The organism is Sinorhizobium prairiense (genome assembly GCF_029201645.2).
Taxonomy (GTDB): domain Bacteria; phylum Pseudomonadota; class Alphaproteobacteria; order Rhizobiales; family Rhizobiaceae; genus Sinorhizobium; species Sinorhizobium meliloti_A.
This window is the reverse complement of record NZ_CP104132.1, coordinates 565771-582376: the sequence shown is the minus strand read 5'-3', so window position 1 is coordinate 582376 and position 16606 is coordinate 565771. Positions and strand designations below refer to the sequence as shown.

The 16606-nt window shown below is 63.4% G+C and carries 12 protein-coding genes and 2 pseudogenes; 2 read left to right on the top strand and 12 right to left on the bottom strand.

What is annotated here, in order from left to right:
* Positions 1-41: 41 nt before the first annotated feature.
* The 3 genes from N0Q91_RS22410 to N0Q91_RS22400 form a co-directional block, all read right to left on the bottom strand.
* Positions 42-1550: an ABC transporter substrate-binding protein gene (locus N0Q91_RS22410; protein WP_275598277.1), complete on the bottom strand. Its 1509-nt coding sequence runs from the start codon at positions 1548-1550 to the stop codon at positions 42-44.
* A 75-nt stretch (positions 1551-1625) separates the two neighbouring features.
* Complete coding sequence (kdgD, locus tag N0Q91_RS22405) at positions 1626-2531, bottom strand: 5-dehydro-4-deoxyglucarate dehydratase (protein ID WP_102763196.1); 906 nt, start codon at positions 2529-2531, stop codon at positions 1626-1628.
* Between the two features lie 60 nt (positions 2532-2591).
* The gene (locus N0Q91_RS22400) at positions 2592-3356 is read right to left on the bottom strand and encodes a FadR/GntR family transcriptional regulator (RefSeq protein WP_275598276.1); all 765 of its coding nucleotides are present in this window, start codon (positions 3354-3356) and stop codon (positions 2592-2594) included.
* A 252-nt stretch (positions 3357-3608) separates the two neighbouring features.
* On the opposite strand from N0Q91_RS22400, the gene N0Q91_RS22395 reads away from it, so the two are divergent.
* Positions 3609-4481, top strand: a complete 873-nt coding sequence (locus N0Q91_RS22395; protein ID WP_275598275.1) for a ferritin-like domain-containing protein — start codon at positions 3609-3611, stop codon at positions 4479-4481.
* 133 nt (positions 4482-4614) lie between these two features.
* Here the strand turns inward: N0Q91_RS22395 and N0Q91_RS22390 are convergent.
* From N0Q91_RS22390 to N0Q91_RS22360, 7 genes and pseudogenes are all read right to left on the bottom strand, one after another.
* Positions 4615-5927: pseudogene (locus N0Q91_RS22390) on the bottom strand (MFS transporter).
* Positions 5928-6087: 160 nt separating this feature from the next.
* Positions 6088-7719 (bottom strand): AMP-binding protein, encoded by a 1632-nt coding sequence (locus N0Q91_RS22385; RefSeq protein WP_275598274.1) that lies wholly within the window; start codon positions 7717-7719, stop codon positions 6088-6090.
* A gap of 2 nt (positions 7720-7721) precedes the next feature.
* A complete protein-coding gene (locus tag N0Q91_RS22380) occupies positions 7722-8471 on the bottom strand; it encodes an enoyl-CoA hydratase/isomerase family protein (RefSeq protein WP_018096310.1) in 750 nt (249 codons plus the stop codon).
* An 11-nt stretch (positions 8472-8482) separates the two neighbouring features.
* Positions 8483-10183: a methylmalonyl-CoA mutase family protein gene (locus N0Q91_RS22375; RefSeq protein ID WP_275598273.1), complete on the bottom strand. Its 1701-nt coding sequence runs from the start codon at positions 10181-10183 to the stop codon at positions 8483-8485.
* A complete protein-coding gene (gene meaB / locus N0Q91_RS22370; RefSeq protein ID WP_018096312.1) occupies positions 10171-11172 on the bottom strand; it encodes a methylmalonyl Co-A mutase-associated GTPase MeaB in 1002 nt (333 codons plus the stop codon). The genes N0Q91_RS22375 and meaB overlap by 13 nt, the downstream gene beginning before the upstream one ends.
* On the bottom strand, positions 11169-11636 hold the full coding sequence (locus N0Q91_RS22365) for a cobalamin B12-binding domain-containing protein (RefSeq protein ID WP_275598272.1): 468 nt from the start codon (positions 11634-11636) through the stop codon (positions 11169-11171). The genes meaB and N0Q91_RS22365 overlap by 4 nt, the downstream gene beginning before the upstream one ends.
* Before the next feature lie 12 nt (positions 11637-11648).
* Positions 11649-12985, bottom strand: a pseudogene (locus tag N0Q91_RS22360) (class-III pyridoxal-phosphate-dependent aminotransferase).
* Positions 12986-13076: 91 nt separating this feature from the next.
* Here N0Q91_RS22360 and N0Q91_RS22355 point away from each other — a divergent pair.
* On the top strand, positions 13077-13937 hold the full coding sequence (locus N0Q91_RS22355; RefSeq protein WP_275598271.1) for a LysR family transcriptional regulator: 861 nt from the start codon (positions 13077-13079) through the stop codon (positions 13935-13937).
* 105 nt (positions 13938-14042) lie between these two features.
* On the opposite strand, the gene N0Q91_RS22350 is transcribed toward N0Q91_RS22355, so the two are convergent.
* Positions 14043-15161, bottom strand: coding sequence for a branched-chain amino acid ABC transporter substrate-binding protein (locus N0Q91_RS22350; protein ID WP_275598270.1), 1119 nt, complete (start codon positions 15159-15161; stop codon positions 14043-14045).
* 238 nt (positions 15162-15399) lie between these two features.
* Positions 15400-16590: an acetyl-CoA C-acyltransferase gene (locus N0Q91_RS22345; protein WP_275598269.1), complete on the bottom strand. Its 1191-nt coding sequence runs from the start codon at positions 16588-16590 to the stop codon at positions 15400-15402.
* Positions 16591-16606 lie beyond the last annotated feature (16 nt).

The following is a 16606-nucleotide window of genomic DNA, read 5'->3' as shown; positions in this document are numbered from 1 at the left end:
GAGCACGCGAACGTGTCGCGCGCTCGCCCGGATGATGACACTCAGTCCTTGAGGGCGATATTGGCGAGCGGGATCTCGCTGTTGGTCGTGATGTCCGGCTTCCACTCGAGGCGGCTGCCGACCCGGGTGTAGCCGATCATGTGGAACATCGGGATGTCGACCGCGAGATCGTCATGCACCTTCGCGAAGATCGCCTTGAACTTTGCCGTACGGTCCTCGCCGGTGGCAGCCATGGCATCGGCGACCTCCTTGTCGAGGCCCGCATCCTCGAAGGTCGAATAGCTTCCGCCCGAGGTGTAGAAGATCGGAACGGTGAAGGCGGCATCACCCTTGTTGTTGTCGTGCATCATCTGCAGCAGGTTCGGCCCGCGGCTCTCCGGGAAAGGCTTCTGCAGGTAACGCAGCCAATCGTTCACGTCGAGCATCGTCAGCTTGACGTTCAGGCCGACATCCTGCCACATGGCCATCATGGCTTCCATGGCTTCCGTACCGTTGGGGTAGATGCCGTTGCGGCCGATCAGTTCGATTTCGGTATCGACCGGTACGCCCGCGGCCTTGGCCTCGGCAATCAGCGCCCGCGCCTTTTCGGCATCGAACGCCCAGGGCGCCAGCTTGTCGTCGTGGCCGTTGATGCCGGTGACGACCATCTGCGAAGCCCGCTGCACGTCCTCGCCGAAAAGCTGCGCGAGACCATCCCAGTCGATCGCCAGGTTCAGCGCCTTGCGGATTCGGACGTCGTCGAGCGGAGCAAAGCCGGCATCGATGCGGATCGCGGTGGTTTCGGAGTTCAGATAGGCGAAGTCCGTTTCCGGATTGGTCGCATCCTGGATCGCAATGGACGGCGTCAGATCGGCCTCGCCGGTCTCCACCATGGCGGCGCGAATCGAGGATTCCGGGCGCCAGACATAGCTGGCCTTGGCAATGGCCGGCTTCTCGCCCCAGTAGCCGTCGAAAGCTTCGAGCACGACCGTCTGCGGAGTGAAGCTCGAAAGCTTGAACGGCCCGGTTCCGACCGGATCGTTCACGGCCTTGTCCGCCGGCGTGTTCGGCGAGACGATCATGACCACGCTGAGCAGCGTCGGCAGAATCGGCTGCGGCTTGTCCGACTTGATCTCGACCGTCAGGTCATCGATCGGCGTGACCGTCAGCTTGGCATCGCCGAACTTGGCGATGTTGCTGCAGGTCAGCTTGCCGCCGGTCATCCGCTCGATCGAGAATTTGACCGCCTCGGCATTGAAAGCGGCTCCGTCCTGGAACTCGACTCCTTCACGCAGCTTGAGCTGCCAGGTGTTCGGATCGGTCTGCTTCCACTCGGTCGCAAGACCGGGTATTGGCTGACCGCTTTTCGGATCGACGATGGTCAGCGGCTCGACGACGTTGCGGCTCAATATCTGACCGACATTGGTGATGATGGTACCGCAGGGCTCAAGATTGGCCGGCTGTTCCGGCAGGACGATCTTGATTTCCGAGGCGCTCTGCGCGCCGGCCCCGCCGGCCCAGCCGGCCACCACCATTGCGCCTGCGATGACGCGAACAGATTTGTTTCCCATTGCACTCCTCCCCAGTTGGAACGACGACGTTTGAGGCGGGCGCCATCCTCCTGGCGCCCGGCCCGATGTTTCTTTTCAGCGGCGCGATGCCTCTATCAGCCCCTGCAATATCTCCCGCTCCTCGCCGGTCAGGTCGACCAGCGGCGGGCGAACCGGGCCCGGCGCAAAACCGGCAAGCTCCACCCCCGCCTTGATGATCGAAACCGGATAGCCGGCCTTGCGGTCGCGCAGGGCCGCGAAGGGGAAGAAGAACGTATGAAGAATGCCTTCCATCACCGCCTTGTCGCCGGCACGCATGGCCCGGTAGAAGCGCTGCGCCAGTTCCGGCACGAAATTGAAAACCGCCGACGAATAGGTCGTGACGCCGACGCCGTTGAAGCCTTCCGCGAAGAGTTCATGGGTCGGCATGCCGCCGATATAGCAGAGCCGGTCGCCGAGTCGGGCCGTCACATGACGCACGAGGTCCACCTTGCCGGTTCCGTCCTTGAAGCCGATCAGGTTGGGGCAGGCCTCGGCAAGGCGCGCGACCGTGTCGGCATTGGCGACCGAATTGGCGCGGTTGTAGAGAATGACGCCGAGGCCCGTCGAATCGCAGACGGCCTTCACATGGGCATAGATGCCTTCCTGCGGCGCTTCCGTCAGGTAGTGCGGCAGCAGGAGAATACCGTCGGCACCCGCCTCCTCGACGATCTTCGCGGTCTCGACGGCAAGGGACGTGCCGTAGCCGCAACCCGCAATGATCGGCACCTCGCCCGATACGTCCTTGGCCGCGCGGGTGACCTGGCCCACTTCGTTCGGCGAGAGCGAAAAGAACTCGCCGGTGCCGCCGGCAGCGAACAGGGCCGCGGCCTCAAAGCCGGAAAGCCACTCCACATGGCGTCGGTAGCTCTCCAGATTAAGCTTGTAGTCCGACGTGAAGTGCGTGACCGGAAAGGACAAGAGCCCCGAACCGACACGCGACTTGATTTCTTCAGGCGACAATGAATTCCCTCCGGCTGCGAGCTTAAGACGGGAAATTCATATGATGACTTTTGAGATGAGTCAATCAACCTCGCCGGATTTTTCGCTCGGGCGCCAGGTCGTCAGCGAGCGGTACCGCTTGATCCCGGTGACGAGATGGCGGCGCATGGCCTCCCGGGCCCGGTCCGGATCCCGCGCAAGGATCGCCTCGGCGATCTCGCGGTGCTCGAGGAGAATGGGCTCGTCCCGGCTCGGCAACGGATCCACGCCGCCCATGACCGTGCGAAACTTCACGCGCGGGATCATGCGGCGCCCGACATGCTCCAGAAAGGTGCGGAAGCGGGTGTTGTTGGTGGCAGTCGCTATAGCCATGTGAAACTGGAAATCGGCCTCATCCGTGGGCTTCCCTTCGGCGACGAGATGGGCAAAGCGCTCGACCTGAGTCTGGATTTCGGCCTCCTGCGCCGGGGAACTGCGCGCCGCCGCCAGGCCTGCCGCCTCGACTTCGATGCCGATGCGCAGTTCGAGCTCCTCGATGATATCGGAAATCTTGTCGGTCTCGCCGGTGAAAAGCCGGAGGCCCGGGTCGCTCTGCCGTGGCCCTATCACGAAGACGCCCGACCCCTGCCGCGACTCCACCAGGCCATCGGCCCTAAGCGCTGCGATCGCCTCCCTCACCACCGTCCGACTGAAGCCGAACTTGTCGATCAAGGCCGGCTCGGTCGGCAACTTGTCGCCCGGCGCATAGTATCCCGCCTCGATCTGCGCCTTTATGGCGTCTGCCACCTGCGAGGACAGCGACGGGCGACCGCCTCCCTTTTTCTTACTCGGCATGAATATTCCCATACCCCGCATCCTAAACTCATCATATGACTGCGACTGTTAGTTGTCGCAGACATCTTATGGGACTATCGAACGGCGGTACAGCAGATTTCGAGCCGGTTACGCGCGGACGAGATGAAGCAAGCCTGAGACGAAGTCGGATAAGGGGCGACAGCAGGCATGTTCCGGAACATTTCGGCTCGTGCAACGTTCGACAGAGTTGGCCCGCACCTGAGGAGCCAAGACTGACGCCGGGCGGGCTTCAAGGAGGAAGCCATGATCCGCGCACTGCCATCAATTTTCCTTCCGCGCCGCCGCCTTTTGCAGCTTGGCCTCGGGGCAACGCTCGTTTCAACCGCAGGCTTCCCCGCGACATCGCAGGCCGACGAGCCGAGTGACGTCGAGGACGAGGACATATTCCAGTTTGCGCTCAACCTCGAATACATGGAAGCTGAGTACTATCTGCGTGGCACGACGGGCAAAGGCATCGATGATTCCGATGCAGGTTCTGACGCCGGCCCGGTGACCGGCGGCAAGCAAGTCTCCTTCGCTACCCCTGCGATTGGCGCGTTCATGCGGGAGGTTGCGGAAAACGAACTTGCGCACGTCAGATTCTATCGCAAGACGCTCGCAGATCAGGCTGTGCCGAGGCCGGCCATTGATTTTGACGCCGGCTTTGCCGCGGTCGCGAAAGCGGCGGGGCTCGGCGAGGACTTTGATCCGTTCGGTAATGAGACGAACTTCGTGCTCGGCGGCATGCTATTCGAAGATGTTGGCGTTACCGCCTATGCCGGAGCAGCCACCGTCCTCAAGAACAAGGACTTTCTCGCCGCCGCCGCCGGCATCCTGGCAGTCGAGGCCTACCACATGGGCATGGCGCGATCTACCCTTTACCGGAAGGGCGAAGAAGCCTGGAAGGCCGCGCAAGCGGTGTCCGACGCAAGGGATAAAATTGATGGCGCGGAAGACAAGGATCAGGGCATTCAGATGGATGGCAAGGCCAACATCGTTCCCTCGACGCCGGATGCGATTGCGTTCACCCGGACCCCGCAAGAGGTGCTACGCATCGTTTATCTCTCCGATAAGGAAGGCGTCAGCAAGGGTGGCTTCTACCCCAATGGAATGAACGGCAAGATAAAAAGCACCTGAATCGGTAGCATTTGTCTGTGTGTGATGTGCTCCCCGCGCGAGCACACCGTGTGCTTGCCATCTGATCGCGTTCTTGTTCGGCTTTCCGCCCGCATCCCGGGAATCGCAGCGAGCTCACATCATTGCGGAGAGCTCAGGCCAGCGATACCTGGCGCGTCTCGGCGTCGATCAGAAAGGCCGCAACGGCAGCCACGAGCAGAAGGCCGGCAAAGATGCCGATGGCGAGACCGAAACTCTGCGCCACCACCAGACCCATCAGCGATGGAGCAAGCAAGCCGCCGAGCCGGGCCATGGCGCCGGCAGCACCCATTCCCGTCGCCCGCGATGCCGTAGGATAGAGCTCCGGCGTATAGGCATAAAGCGCGCCCCAGGTGCCGAGCAAGGCGAAGCTCATGATCAGGAGCGAAGCCCCGATCAGCGTTGCAGTGCCGGCAATCACGAAGAGCAGGCAGCCAAGTGCCGAGAGGAGGCAGAAGCCTATCAGGGTAGGCCTTCGGCCCCATTTCTCGACCCCGTAGGCGGCCAGCGCGTAGCCGGGGATCTGCGCCAACGCCAGGACGACGAGGAAACCGTAGCCCCGAACGAACCCGAAGCCTTCGCCCGCGAGCCGCGGAGGCATCCAGGTAAAGACGCCGTAATATGATATCGAGACCAGAAACCAGATGGCCAGGATCATCAGGCTGCGCTTGCGAAGATCGACGGAAAAAATGCCGGCGCTCTGCGCCACCGGCGACGGCACCAGCGATGCATCGGCACCAAGCTGCGTCTTGCCGTTGACGACGAGGATCCGATCGACGATGGCCTTCGCCTCGGAGGTCTTTCCGCGGCGAAGCAGATAGAGCGGCGATTCCGGCACCAGGAAACGCAGCCCCAGGCCGATCAGCGCCGGCAGTGCAGTCACGGCGAAAATGTAGCGCCAGGCGTCCGCTACCCCGGCGAGGCTCGCACCCCATGCGGCGAGCGCAACGATGAGCGTGCCGACGGCCCAGAAGCCCTCCAGCATCACCAGCCAGCGGCCGCGATTGCGAGCAGGCAGAAACTCCGCCATCATCGCATAGTCGACCGGCAGAGTTCCCCCACCGCCGCGCCGGTGAGGAACCGCAGCAGAAGCAGGATGGAAAAATCCTGTGCAAAGACCGACAACAGGCCGAAGACTGCGTCGCAGGCGACGGTGGCAATCAGGACGCGCCGGCGGCCGATACGGTCCGCGAGCCTGCCGAAACCCGCGGCGCCGAACAACATCCCGAGAAAGAACAGCGTGCCCGTCTGCAGCGCCTGCGGAACCGACAGCCCGAAAGTGGCGGCGATCGATGCGGCCGTGAATCCGACCGCCAGCACCTGCATCGCGTCGGCGGCCCAAACCAGACCGAAAATGGCGATGAGGCGGCGCTGGTAGGCGCCGGTTCCGGCGCGGTCGAGCGCATCGTCTATCGTGATAGTCGTCATTCGCCCTTCTCCGGTTCGGCGGACCGCCGCAATCCGGAGAAGTCCGCGTGGATCGGCTGCCGGTTACAGACGTCGGCTGCCGCAGCTCAATTCGATATACGCTCCTACTTCTCGCATCGAAGGGAGGATGGCAAGCCGGGCGGGCGCCGGTGAGGCGGGATCAGCGTGAACCCCGGTCGAATGTTTCCGGGCTGACACCGCGCTGCCGCAGGATGCTCCTGGCGATCTTCTCGGTCGGGGTGCGCGGAAGCGGCGCGTCCGTGATCTCGAGGTAACGAGGGACCATATGGCGCGGCGCCAGCGCGCGGAAATGGTCGAGCAGTTCCGCCGGCGTCAGCGTCGAGCCCGGCCGGCGCGAAGCGACCACCATGATGTCCTCCTCGGTGAACTCGGACGCGACGCCGAATGCGGCGCTCTCGACGACATCGGGATGCGCTTCGGCCAGCGTTTCCACTTCATAGGCAGAGATATTCTCGCCCCGGCGCCGGATGGCCTCGTTCAGCCGGTGCTTGAAGTAGAGCCAGCCATCCTCGTCCATCACCCCCGCATCGCCGGAATGGTACCAGAGGTTTCTCAGAGTCTGCACCGTCTTGGCGTCTGCCCGGTAGTAGCCGGAAAACATGCTCCAGCTCTTTTTCGGGCGCGAGACGATTTCGCCGACCGTGCCCGGCGGCAGCGGCCTGTCCTTTTCGTCGACGACGGCCACTTCCCAGTCGGGGTGCGGCATTCCGCAAGAGCCCGGCCGCGTGGCATCCACCGTGTCGAGGGTCACGAAGCTGGTTTCCGTCTGGCCGTAACCAGTGACGAGGCGCATGCCGAAGCGCTGCTCGAAGGCCTCCTTTTCCGGCACCATGGGAATGCATTGGCAAACCCGCACCGGATTATCCCTGTCGCCTTCGCAGGGCGCCGCCCGCATCAGTATGACGGCCATGGCTCCGAGGAGATTGGTCGCGCTCGCGCCGCTTTCACGAACCTGCTCCCAGAAACGCGAGGCGCTGAACCCTTCGACCAGCGTCGCCCGGGTGCCGTAGATCAAAGGCAAGTAGACGCCGAACATCTGGGCATCGGTATGAAACAGCGGCAATGCCGAAAAATAGCTGTCGTCGGTGCTGTATCCGAGATTGGCGGCCATGGCCGCCGCCCATGAATAGCAATGATGATGCGACATCAGGGCGCCCTTGGCGGGGCCGGTCGTACCGGAGGTATAGAGGATCGCCATCGGGTCGGAATAATGCAGCCCTGCAAGGTCGACGGCCGGCAGGGAGGCCAGGCATTCCTCGAAGCGGACGATGCGGTCGATCCGCAGGCCGGCCGCACGCGCTTCGGCGGGATCGACGCCGACCAGGACGAGGGTACGCAGGTCCGGCAGCCTCTGCTCCAACCTTGCGAGCTCGATCACGCCACGCGCGTCGGTGACCAGCACCCCCGCCCCGCAATTGTTCAGATTGTGCCAGAGCAGGTCGCCCTTCAGACCGGGATTGTTCGGCACTTCGATGGCTCCGAGGTTCGCAACCGCAAACCAGGTCGCCACGAGTTCGAAGCAATTGGGAAGGAGCATCGCAACCCGGTCGGACCTGCCGATGCCCAGCATGCGAAGACCGCTCGCCAGTCGCCAGGAGGCATCGAACATCTCCTCGAAATTCGCCCGGCGCCCGCAAATATCGAGAAAGGGCGCCGATCCCAAACGCTCGGCCTGACGGAGAAGGATCTTCGGCAGGACGCGGTCTTCGATCTCGTCGTCGTGCATGCCCGGAACGGGCGAGCGGGAAACGGTGACTGTTGTTTGCGACACGGTCAAAACTCTTTTGCTCTTGCCTGCGCCTGCGGAGACAGGAAACCACGAACCGTGGCTGCGGTCTCTCGTGCCATGGCGTCCTGAAGGGTCGAGTGAAGGCCGGCATTGATGGCGCGCTTGGCGTCCGCGACAGCGTCTGCGGGACGCTCCGCGATCCTCAGAGCCAGTCCCCGCGCCTCCTCCAGCAGGCGATCGTCCGGGACGACCTTCCAGGCGATGCCGACGTCCAGCGCCTTCCTCGCGTCGTGCCGCTCACCGAGCATGAGAAGCTCTTTCGTCACTTGTGGCCCGACCTGCTTCGTCAGCAATGCGGTTACGCCTCCCGTCACGAACAAGCCGTAGGTCACCTCGGGAAAGAACCAGCGGGCACTTTCGGAAAACAGCCGGAAATCGCAGTTGATGGCCCATTCCAGCGCACCTCCGACGCACCAGCCGTGCACGGCCGCAATCACGATCTTGCGCGACTGCATGATCTGGAGCGTGATGTTCTGAATGGCCTCGACCCAGGCTTGCGTATCCGCCTCGCAAGCGGTCTGCGCATCGAGATCCTTGAGGTCGTCGCCGGAACAGAACGCCCTGCCCTCGCCATGGAGAATCACGGCGCGTATGCCTTCGTCCGCTTCCGCGTCGGCGAGCGCCCGGGAGAGCCCATCGACGAGCTGCCGGTTCATCGCATTCAGCCGCTCCGGCCGATTCAGCCTCACCCAGGCGACCGCTCCCTCGTTCTTGGAGATGACAGTGTTGTTCATCGTCTCCCTCCTCACACGATCATCGGCTCGGCATAGGAGCCCCAGACCTCCCGAAGAGCGCCGCAGATCTCACCGAGCGTCGCCTTGGCCTTCACCAGTTCGATCGTTTTCGGCAGCAGATTGACGTCTTCGGATTGCGCCTGCTCGGCAAGCTCTTTCAGGAGGCGCTGGATGCGCCCGTTGTCACGGTTCGCCCTCACGGCGTTCAGACGGTCGATTTGCAGCTGCGTGCAATGCTCGTCATAGGGGTGAATGTGCACATCCGCCGTACTGGTCGCCGGATCGGCGTATTTGTTCACGCCGACCGAAATCTTTTCTCCCGAGTCGATTTTCTTGAAAGTCGCATAGGCGGAGTCGGCGAGCTTCTGCTGGAACCACCCCTCCTCCACCAGCTTGATCGCGCCGCCCCGTTCGTCGATTTCATCGAGCATCTTCCAGACTTCGTCCTCCATGTCCTTCGTCAGCCGCTCGATGAAGTAGGAGCCGCCGAGAGGATCGATCACCGAGGTCACGTTGATCTCTTCGCGGATGATCTGCTGGGTTCGGATGGCGAGCTTCATCGCCTCCTCGGTCGGGATGGCGAAAGCCTCGTCCAGACCGTTGGTATGCATGCTCTGGCACCCCCCGAGTACGGCGCCGAGCGCCTGAATGGCGGTTCGCATGAGGTTGTTGTGGTGCTCGACCTTGGTCAGGCTCATGGCAGCGGTCTGCACATGCACGCGCAGACGCATGGATTCCGGTCTGCGTGCGCCGAAGCGCTCCGACATGATCTTGGCATAGACGCGCCGCGCGGCCCGGAACTTGCAGATCTGCTCGAAGAAGTCCTGATGACTGATGAAGAAGAACGACAGGCGAGGGGCAAACTCGTCGATATCCATGCCGGCCTTGGTCACCTCTTCGCAATAGGCGATGGTGAAAGCCATGATGAAAGCGATTTCCTGAAGCGCGTTCCCGCCGACATCCGAGAGGTGATATCCGCTGAGGCTGACGGGATTGATCTTCGGGGTGGCGCAGGCGCTGTGCATGATGAGGTCGCGCAGCAGCCGGACGGCCGGCCGGACCGGGTAGATCCATTCCTTCTGGGCAACGTATTCCTTGAGCGGGTCGGCCTGCAGCGTGCCGGTGAGCTTATGCAGGTCGCAACCACGCTGTTCCGCCACCGTGACGAACATGGCGTAGATGACCCAGGCTGAGGGATTTATGGTGAGGGAGACCGAGATCTTCTCGAGGTCGATGCCGTCGAACAGGCGGTCGACGTCGTCCACCGTGTCGATGGCGACGCCGACACGCCCGACCTCGCCGAAGGCCATAGGGTCGTCGGAATCGAGCCCCAGCAACGTCGGAAGGTCGAAATCGGTCGAAAGACCGGTCTGACCCGTCTGGATCATGTATTTGTAGCGCTGGTTGGTCGCCTCGGGGTTGCCGAAGCCGGCGACCTGGCGGATGGTCCAGGGCCGGCCCCGATACATGGTCGGATAGACGCCCCGCGTGAAGGGATAGGCGCCCGGAAAACCGAGCTCGCTTGCGGGAATATCGGCAATGTCGGCCGCGGTATAGACCCGCTTCAGCGGGATGCCGCATTCCGTCTCAAACACCGGCTTCTCCTCCGGCCGCCTTTCGAGAGCGGCGGCTAAAGCGCCCTCCTCCCATTCGGTCTGTCTTCGCCGGATGTCTTCGATCGCCGCTCCCGAGAACAGTTTCACGTCGTCCATGAGTCGTCCTCCCAACCCAGCAGAGCGCGCGCGGCGACGGACGGATCGATCCGCCGGTCCGCCACGGCTCGAACATGCCGCTCGAGCGTCTCTGGCTCCCGCTGAAATTTCTGCTGAAACAGGTGCCTGGCCGTTCCGAGAATGCGCGTCCTGCAGATGTTGCGCTGACGGTCTGCCAGTTCGCCACTTCCGTTCAGATGCGCCCAGTGCTCCCCGATGGTGTTCTTCAATTCGCGGACGCGTTCGCCCGAAACGGAGCTGACCGGCAGGACAGGCGGCTTCCAGTCCGAACCGGCGCCGTCTCCGCCAAGCGCCATCATCCCCCGAAGCGCCGACACTGTTGCCGATGCCTCGGGCTTGTCGCATTTGCTGACGGCGTGAATGTCCGCGATTTCCAGGATGCCGGCCTTGATCGCCTGTATGTCGTCACCGAGGCCGGGCGCGGACAGGACGACGATCGTGTGCGCCGCCGCGACCACCTCCACCTCGTCTTGTCCCACTCCGACCGTTTCGATGATGATCGGCGAATAACCAGCCGCGTCGAGGATATCGACGGCCTGGAGTGTCGAGCGCGCCAGTCCGCCGAGGTGACCTCGGGTCGCCATGCTGCGCACGAAGGCATTGCCCGCCGCGGCCGCATCGCTCATCCGGACGCGATCGCCCAGTATTGCGCCACCCGAAAACGGGCTGCTCGGATCGACCGCAATGACTCCGACCTTGTGGCCTTCGGCGGCATAGGCCTTGATCAGGGCGGAAACGAGCGTGGACTTGCCTGCGCCCGGGACGCCGGTAATCCCGACGACATGAGCTCTTCCACCGCGCTTGTAGAGTTCGCCCAGGGCAAAGGCCGCTTCCCTGTGCCCCTCTTCGGCGCGGGAAATCATTCGGGCAATGGCGATCGGCCGCCCGGCCAGGACGCCCTCGGCCAACTCCGTGGAGGGCGTGTAGACCCCGCGCTTCGCCGATCCGGACTGCGTGACGACGGTCATATGCGGCCACGGGCGGCGACGAGATCGGCAATCGCCGTAACGATCACCTCCGCACGCGCCTCCTGCGGAACGATCGCATCGACGCCGCATTCCAGCAAGGCGGGATAGTCCTGCTCGGGGATCACGCCGCCGGCGACCACGAGAACGTGCTCGGCGCCCTCCTCGCGAAGGCAGCGGCACAATTCGCGAAACAGCGGGACGTGCGACCCCGAAAGAAGGCTGACGCCGATGACGTCGACATCCTCCTGGATCGCCGCCGCGACGACGTCCTTCGGCGACTTGTAGAGCCCCGTATAGACCACTTCCATGCCGGCATCGCGCAGAATGCGGGCCACCACTTTGGCGCCGCGGTCATGGCCATCGAGGCCCAGCTTGGCGACAAGGACACGAATGGTGTCGGCCGCGTGCGACGGAGTTTCGGCGTCGTCGCCAAGGCCACCGCCGGTGCAATTCGTTTCGGTCATCGGCTGCCTTCCCTATTCTGCCGCAAGGTCGGGAAGGCTCGCGCCGAGGGAAAGAGCCGCCTCAATGGACTGCGTGATGATGTCCAGCCCGAGGTCGATCTCCTCCTCGGAAATCGTCAACGGCGGCGCGATGCGGAACACGCCGCCCATGCCGGGAAGCTTGACGATGTTCATGCTCAATCCCCGGCGGAAAGCCTCGGCGGCGATCCTGCCGCCAAGCTCGTGATCGGCGCTCCTGCTCGGGCCCGGCTTAACGATCTCGACGCCGAGCATGAGGCCGCGGCCGCGAACGTCGCCGACGCATTCGAACCTCTGCTTAAGTTGCGACAGCCCGTCGAAGAGCTTCCCGCCTGTCAGGCGGGCGCGGTCGACCAGCCCCTCCTCGGCAACGACATCGAGCACGGCCAGCCCTACCGCGGCCGGCAAGGGATCCGACACATGCGTCGTGTAGAAGAGGAAACCCTTCTCATGTGCCGCATCTTCGATCTCGGCGGTCGTCATCACGGCGGAAAGCGGCAAGCCGGCGCCGATCGTCTTCGAAAGCGTGAGTATGTCGGGCGTGACGCCGTCGCGCTGGAATGCGAACATGCTGCCGGTCCGGCCGATTCCGGTTTGTGCCTCGTCCAGAATCAGCAGCATTCCGCGCGCGTGGCATTTCTCTTTCAGCGCTGCGAGATAGCCCTGCGGCAATTCGAGCATTCCGCCGCTCGACAGGATCGGCTCGGCTATGAAGGCGGCGAGGCTGCCGGTCGACTGGCTGTCTATGAGCGCGAAGGCATCGTCCAGTTCCGTCTCCCAGTCGAGGCTGCCGTCCGGGTGGCGAAAGCGCGGACGGAACGCGTTGGGCGCGGGAATGGTGAGCGAGCCGACCATCGCGGGGCCATATCCCCTGCGGCCGGCACTGTACGTGGCGGAACTCGCCGCGCCCGTCATGCCGTGCCAGCTTTTGGAGAAGGCGACGATTTCATGCCTGCCGGTGACCAGCTTGGCCATGCGGATCGCCGCCTCGTTGGACTCCGCCCCGGTCGAAAGCAGCATGACCCTGTCGAGGCCGGGCGCCAGCGCGGCCAGGCGCTCCGCCAGGTCGACGACAGGTCGCGACAGCATTCCGCTGAACAAATGCGCGACCTTTTCCATCTGTCGCTGGACGGTTTCGACGATCCGCGGATGGGAATGGCCGACCAACGCACTCATCTGTCCCGATGTGAAATCGAGGATGGGCCGATCGTCCGCATCGAAAACGAAGGAGCCCGGGCCCGCTCGATGATGGCCGGGTCGAAGCTTCCGCCATAGCGTATCAGATGCCTGCTCGCGGCCGCCCAGAAGGCGGGATCCTGATTTTTCGACATTGTAAGCCTCCAAACACCTGGGAATCGATAGCGACTGACAAGTTCTGTGTAAAATTGATAGTGTTGGGATTCAGATATAAGGAAAACTGATATGCATGGACCGCTCGACCTTCGCCTGCTGATCACCTTCGTGCATGCTGCCCATTCCGGGTCGCTGAGCGCGACGGCGGTGCAGGTCGGGCGTACGCAGTCCGCGGTCACGATGCAGATGCAGCGGCTCGAGGAGATGCTCGGCCAGAGCCTGCTGCATCGCAGCGGCAGCGGTGTTCGGCTCACCGGCAGCGGCGAACGCTTCCTCGCTCATGCCGAACGCATCCTGAAAATGCACGACGAGGCGGTGTCGGCCTTTTCCGAGAAGGGTTTGCACGGCTCCATGGTTTTCGGCAGTCCGGAGGACTATCTGATATCCTTCTTTCCGGCGCTCCTGAGGAGCTTCGGCACGAAATACCCCGACGTCGAAATCAAGGTCGTATCCGCTCCCACGGCCGAATTGCGGGCGCTTCTGCAATCGCACAAGGTCGATCTCGCGCTCGTTTCGACACCCAACCTGAACGACGCCGAAACCATCATCAGAACGGAGCCGCTCGCCTGGGTCGGCAGCAAGCCGGCGCTGGAGCTGCATGATTTCGGCGACACGGTGCCCCTGGCCCTGCCGGCGTCGAACGCCATGGACCATCGCGCAGCCCGGGAGGCGATGGCGCGCGCCGGATTGCGCTACAAGATAGCCTATGCGAGCAACAGTCTTGCTGGTCTGATCGGTCTTGCACGCTCCGGACTTGCGGTCAGCGTCATGACGCAGGAAGCCGTTCCGCCGGATCTCCACATCCTGAATGCGCCGCTTCCGGAACTGCCGCATCTGGGCATCTTGCTGGCGTTCGCTGACGCCGACCACCAATCTCCCGCGGTCGCGGCCTTCGCCGAACATGTTCGGGCGGTCTTGCCAACGCTTTGAGATATGGATCTGAATTCCGTCGCCGGATCATGGCTGCGGCAGGCCCCTCTCCTGCCGCAGCCATGATGTTCACGAAACGCCGCACTTCATGCAACCGCCGGTGCTCTATTTCTGAAAATAGGTCGGCCTTCCGTCCTCGCCCTTTTTCCATTCGTAGATCACATAATCCGGACGCGTGATATCGCCCTTGTCGTCATAACCGATCTCACCCAGGACGGTCGACCACGGTCCACCCGCCCTGATGGTTTCGGCGACCTTCTGCGCGTCGTCGGCCGAACCCGTTTTCTCGATGGCCGCGGCAACGATCTGCACGGCGATATAGGCATAGAGCGTATAGGCTTCCGGCTCGAAGCCGGCGGCACGGAAGGTTTCGACCACCTCCTTGGCGGCCGGATTGCGCCGCGGATCGGGAGCGAAGGTGTTCAGCGTCCCGACGACTGCGTCGCCGGCGATCGACGCCAGTTCGCTGGAAACCATGCCGTCGCCGGAAAAGAGGGTGGCGCCGAGCCCCTGATCGGCGGACTGTCGCATGATCAGGCCGGCCTCGGTATGCAGTCCTCCGAAGTAGATGAGCGTCACGCCGGCATTCTTCATCTTGGCGATCAGCGCCGAGAAGTCTTTCTCTCCGGCGGTAATTCCCTCGTAAAGCACTTCTTCGATGCCTGAGCCGTTCAGCACCTGCTTCGCCACGTCGACGATGCCTTGCCCGTAGGGCGTCTTGTCGTGAACGATCGCTATCTTGTCCCCGTGAAAATTGGCGGCGATGTACTCGCCCGCGACCTTGCCCTGCTGGTCGTCACGCCCGCAGGTGCGGAACGTGTTCCAAAGGCCGCGCTCGGTGAACTGCGGATTTGTCGATGCGGGCGTGATCTGGAGCACACCGTTTTCCGCGTAGACTTCCGAAGCGGGGATCGATACGCCGGAATTGTAATGCCCCACGACATAGCGGACGCCGTCTGCGACGAACTTGTTGGCGACCGAAATGCCCTGCTTGGGGTCCGAAACGTCGTCTCCGATGACGATCTTGAGCTTTTCGCCAAGCACACCGCCTGCGGCGTTGACATTGGCAACGGCACGTTGCGCGCCCTTGACGAACTGCGCTCCGAAAGCAGCGTTCGGACCGGTGACCGGACCGGCGACACCGATCAGGATGTCGGCCCAGGCAGTGCCTCCGGGTGCGACGATCGACGTCGCGACCACGGCGGACAAGAGTAGTTTCTTCATTGTTGCGCTCCCAGTACTGCTGCGGGCCCCCGATGAAGCCTCCTGCGCTGCCCACTCGTGACGCAGAAAGCCGTCTGGCGCGCAGAGATACGCGTCAGGCATTCCGTACCGGCGACTTTGGATCGTATCGTTCCCTGGACGGGCCTCTTCTATTTCTCCGAGGCATCGGCGCCCGCCAATGCCCGCCACCCTCCACCTGCTAGGCGCGCCGCCCGTGCGTGCTGCGCCCTGTCCTCCCTCAGCCTGATATCTCCACCGCGACTGCAGTCGCCTCGCCCCCACCGATGCACACGGAGGCGATGCCGCGTCTAAGGCCACGGCGGCGCAGCGCATTGACGAGCGTGACGATCACCCGGGCGCCCGAGGCGCCGATTGGATGGCCCAACGCGCAGGCGCCGCCGTGAACGTTCACCTTTTCCGCATCAAGGCCGAGCTCGCGCATTGCCGCCATCGGCACGACGGCAAAGGCCTCGTTGATTTCGAAGAGATCGACCTCACCGATGTCCCAGCCGATGCGCAGGCAGAGTGCCTTGATCGCTCCGATCGGCGCCGTCGGAAAGAGACTGGGGGCATCCGCATGGGTGGAGTGACCGCAGATCGTCGCCAGAGGCGCGATGCCCTTTTGATCCGCCGCCGACCGGCGCATCAGCACCAGCGCGGCCGCACCGTCCGAAATCGAAGAGGCGTTGGCAGCCGTGATCGTGCCGCCGTCGCGAAAAGCCGGTTTCAACAGGGGAATCTTGTCGAACCGCGCCTTTTGCGGCTGCTCGTCCAGGCTGACGGTTCGTTCCCCCTTGCCCGAGGCGATGCTCAAGGGGACGATCTCCTCCGCAAAGCTGCCGTCGGCACTTGCCTTTTGCGCCTTCTCGAGGGACGCAATGGCATACTCATCCTGGGCGCTGCGGGTGAATTGGTAGGCTTCGGCGCAATCCTCGGCAAAGGTGCCCATCAGGCGCCCCTTGTCATAGGCATCCTCGAGGCCATCGAGGAACATGTGGTCCAGCACCTTCTGGTGCCCGATGCGATAGCCCTGCCGCGCGCGGTCGAGCAGATAGGGGGCATTGGTCATGCTCTCCATGCCGCCCGCAACCACGATCGATGCGGAATCCGCCTTGATCAGGTCATGTGCCAGCATCGTCGCCTTCATGCCCGAACCGCACATCTTGTTAACGGTGGTCGCGCCGACGCCGGGAGGAAGACCCGCAGCAAGCGCAGCCTGACGGGCTGGCGCCTGTCCCTGGCCCGCGGTCAGGACACAACCGAACATCACCTCATCGACCGCATCCGGGGCAAGCCCGGCGCGCTTCAGAGCATCGGCAATCGCGGCCGCCCCTAGCTCGGCGGCGCAAAGGTCCCTCAACTCACCTTGGAAACTGCCAAGCGGGGTTCGGGCCTGCCCGACGATGACCACAGGATCCTGCTTGTTCATTCGAACCTCCCTGCAT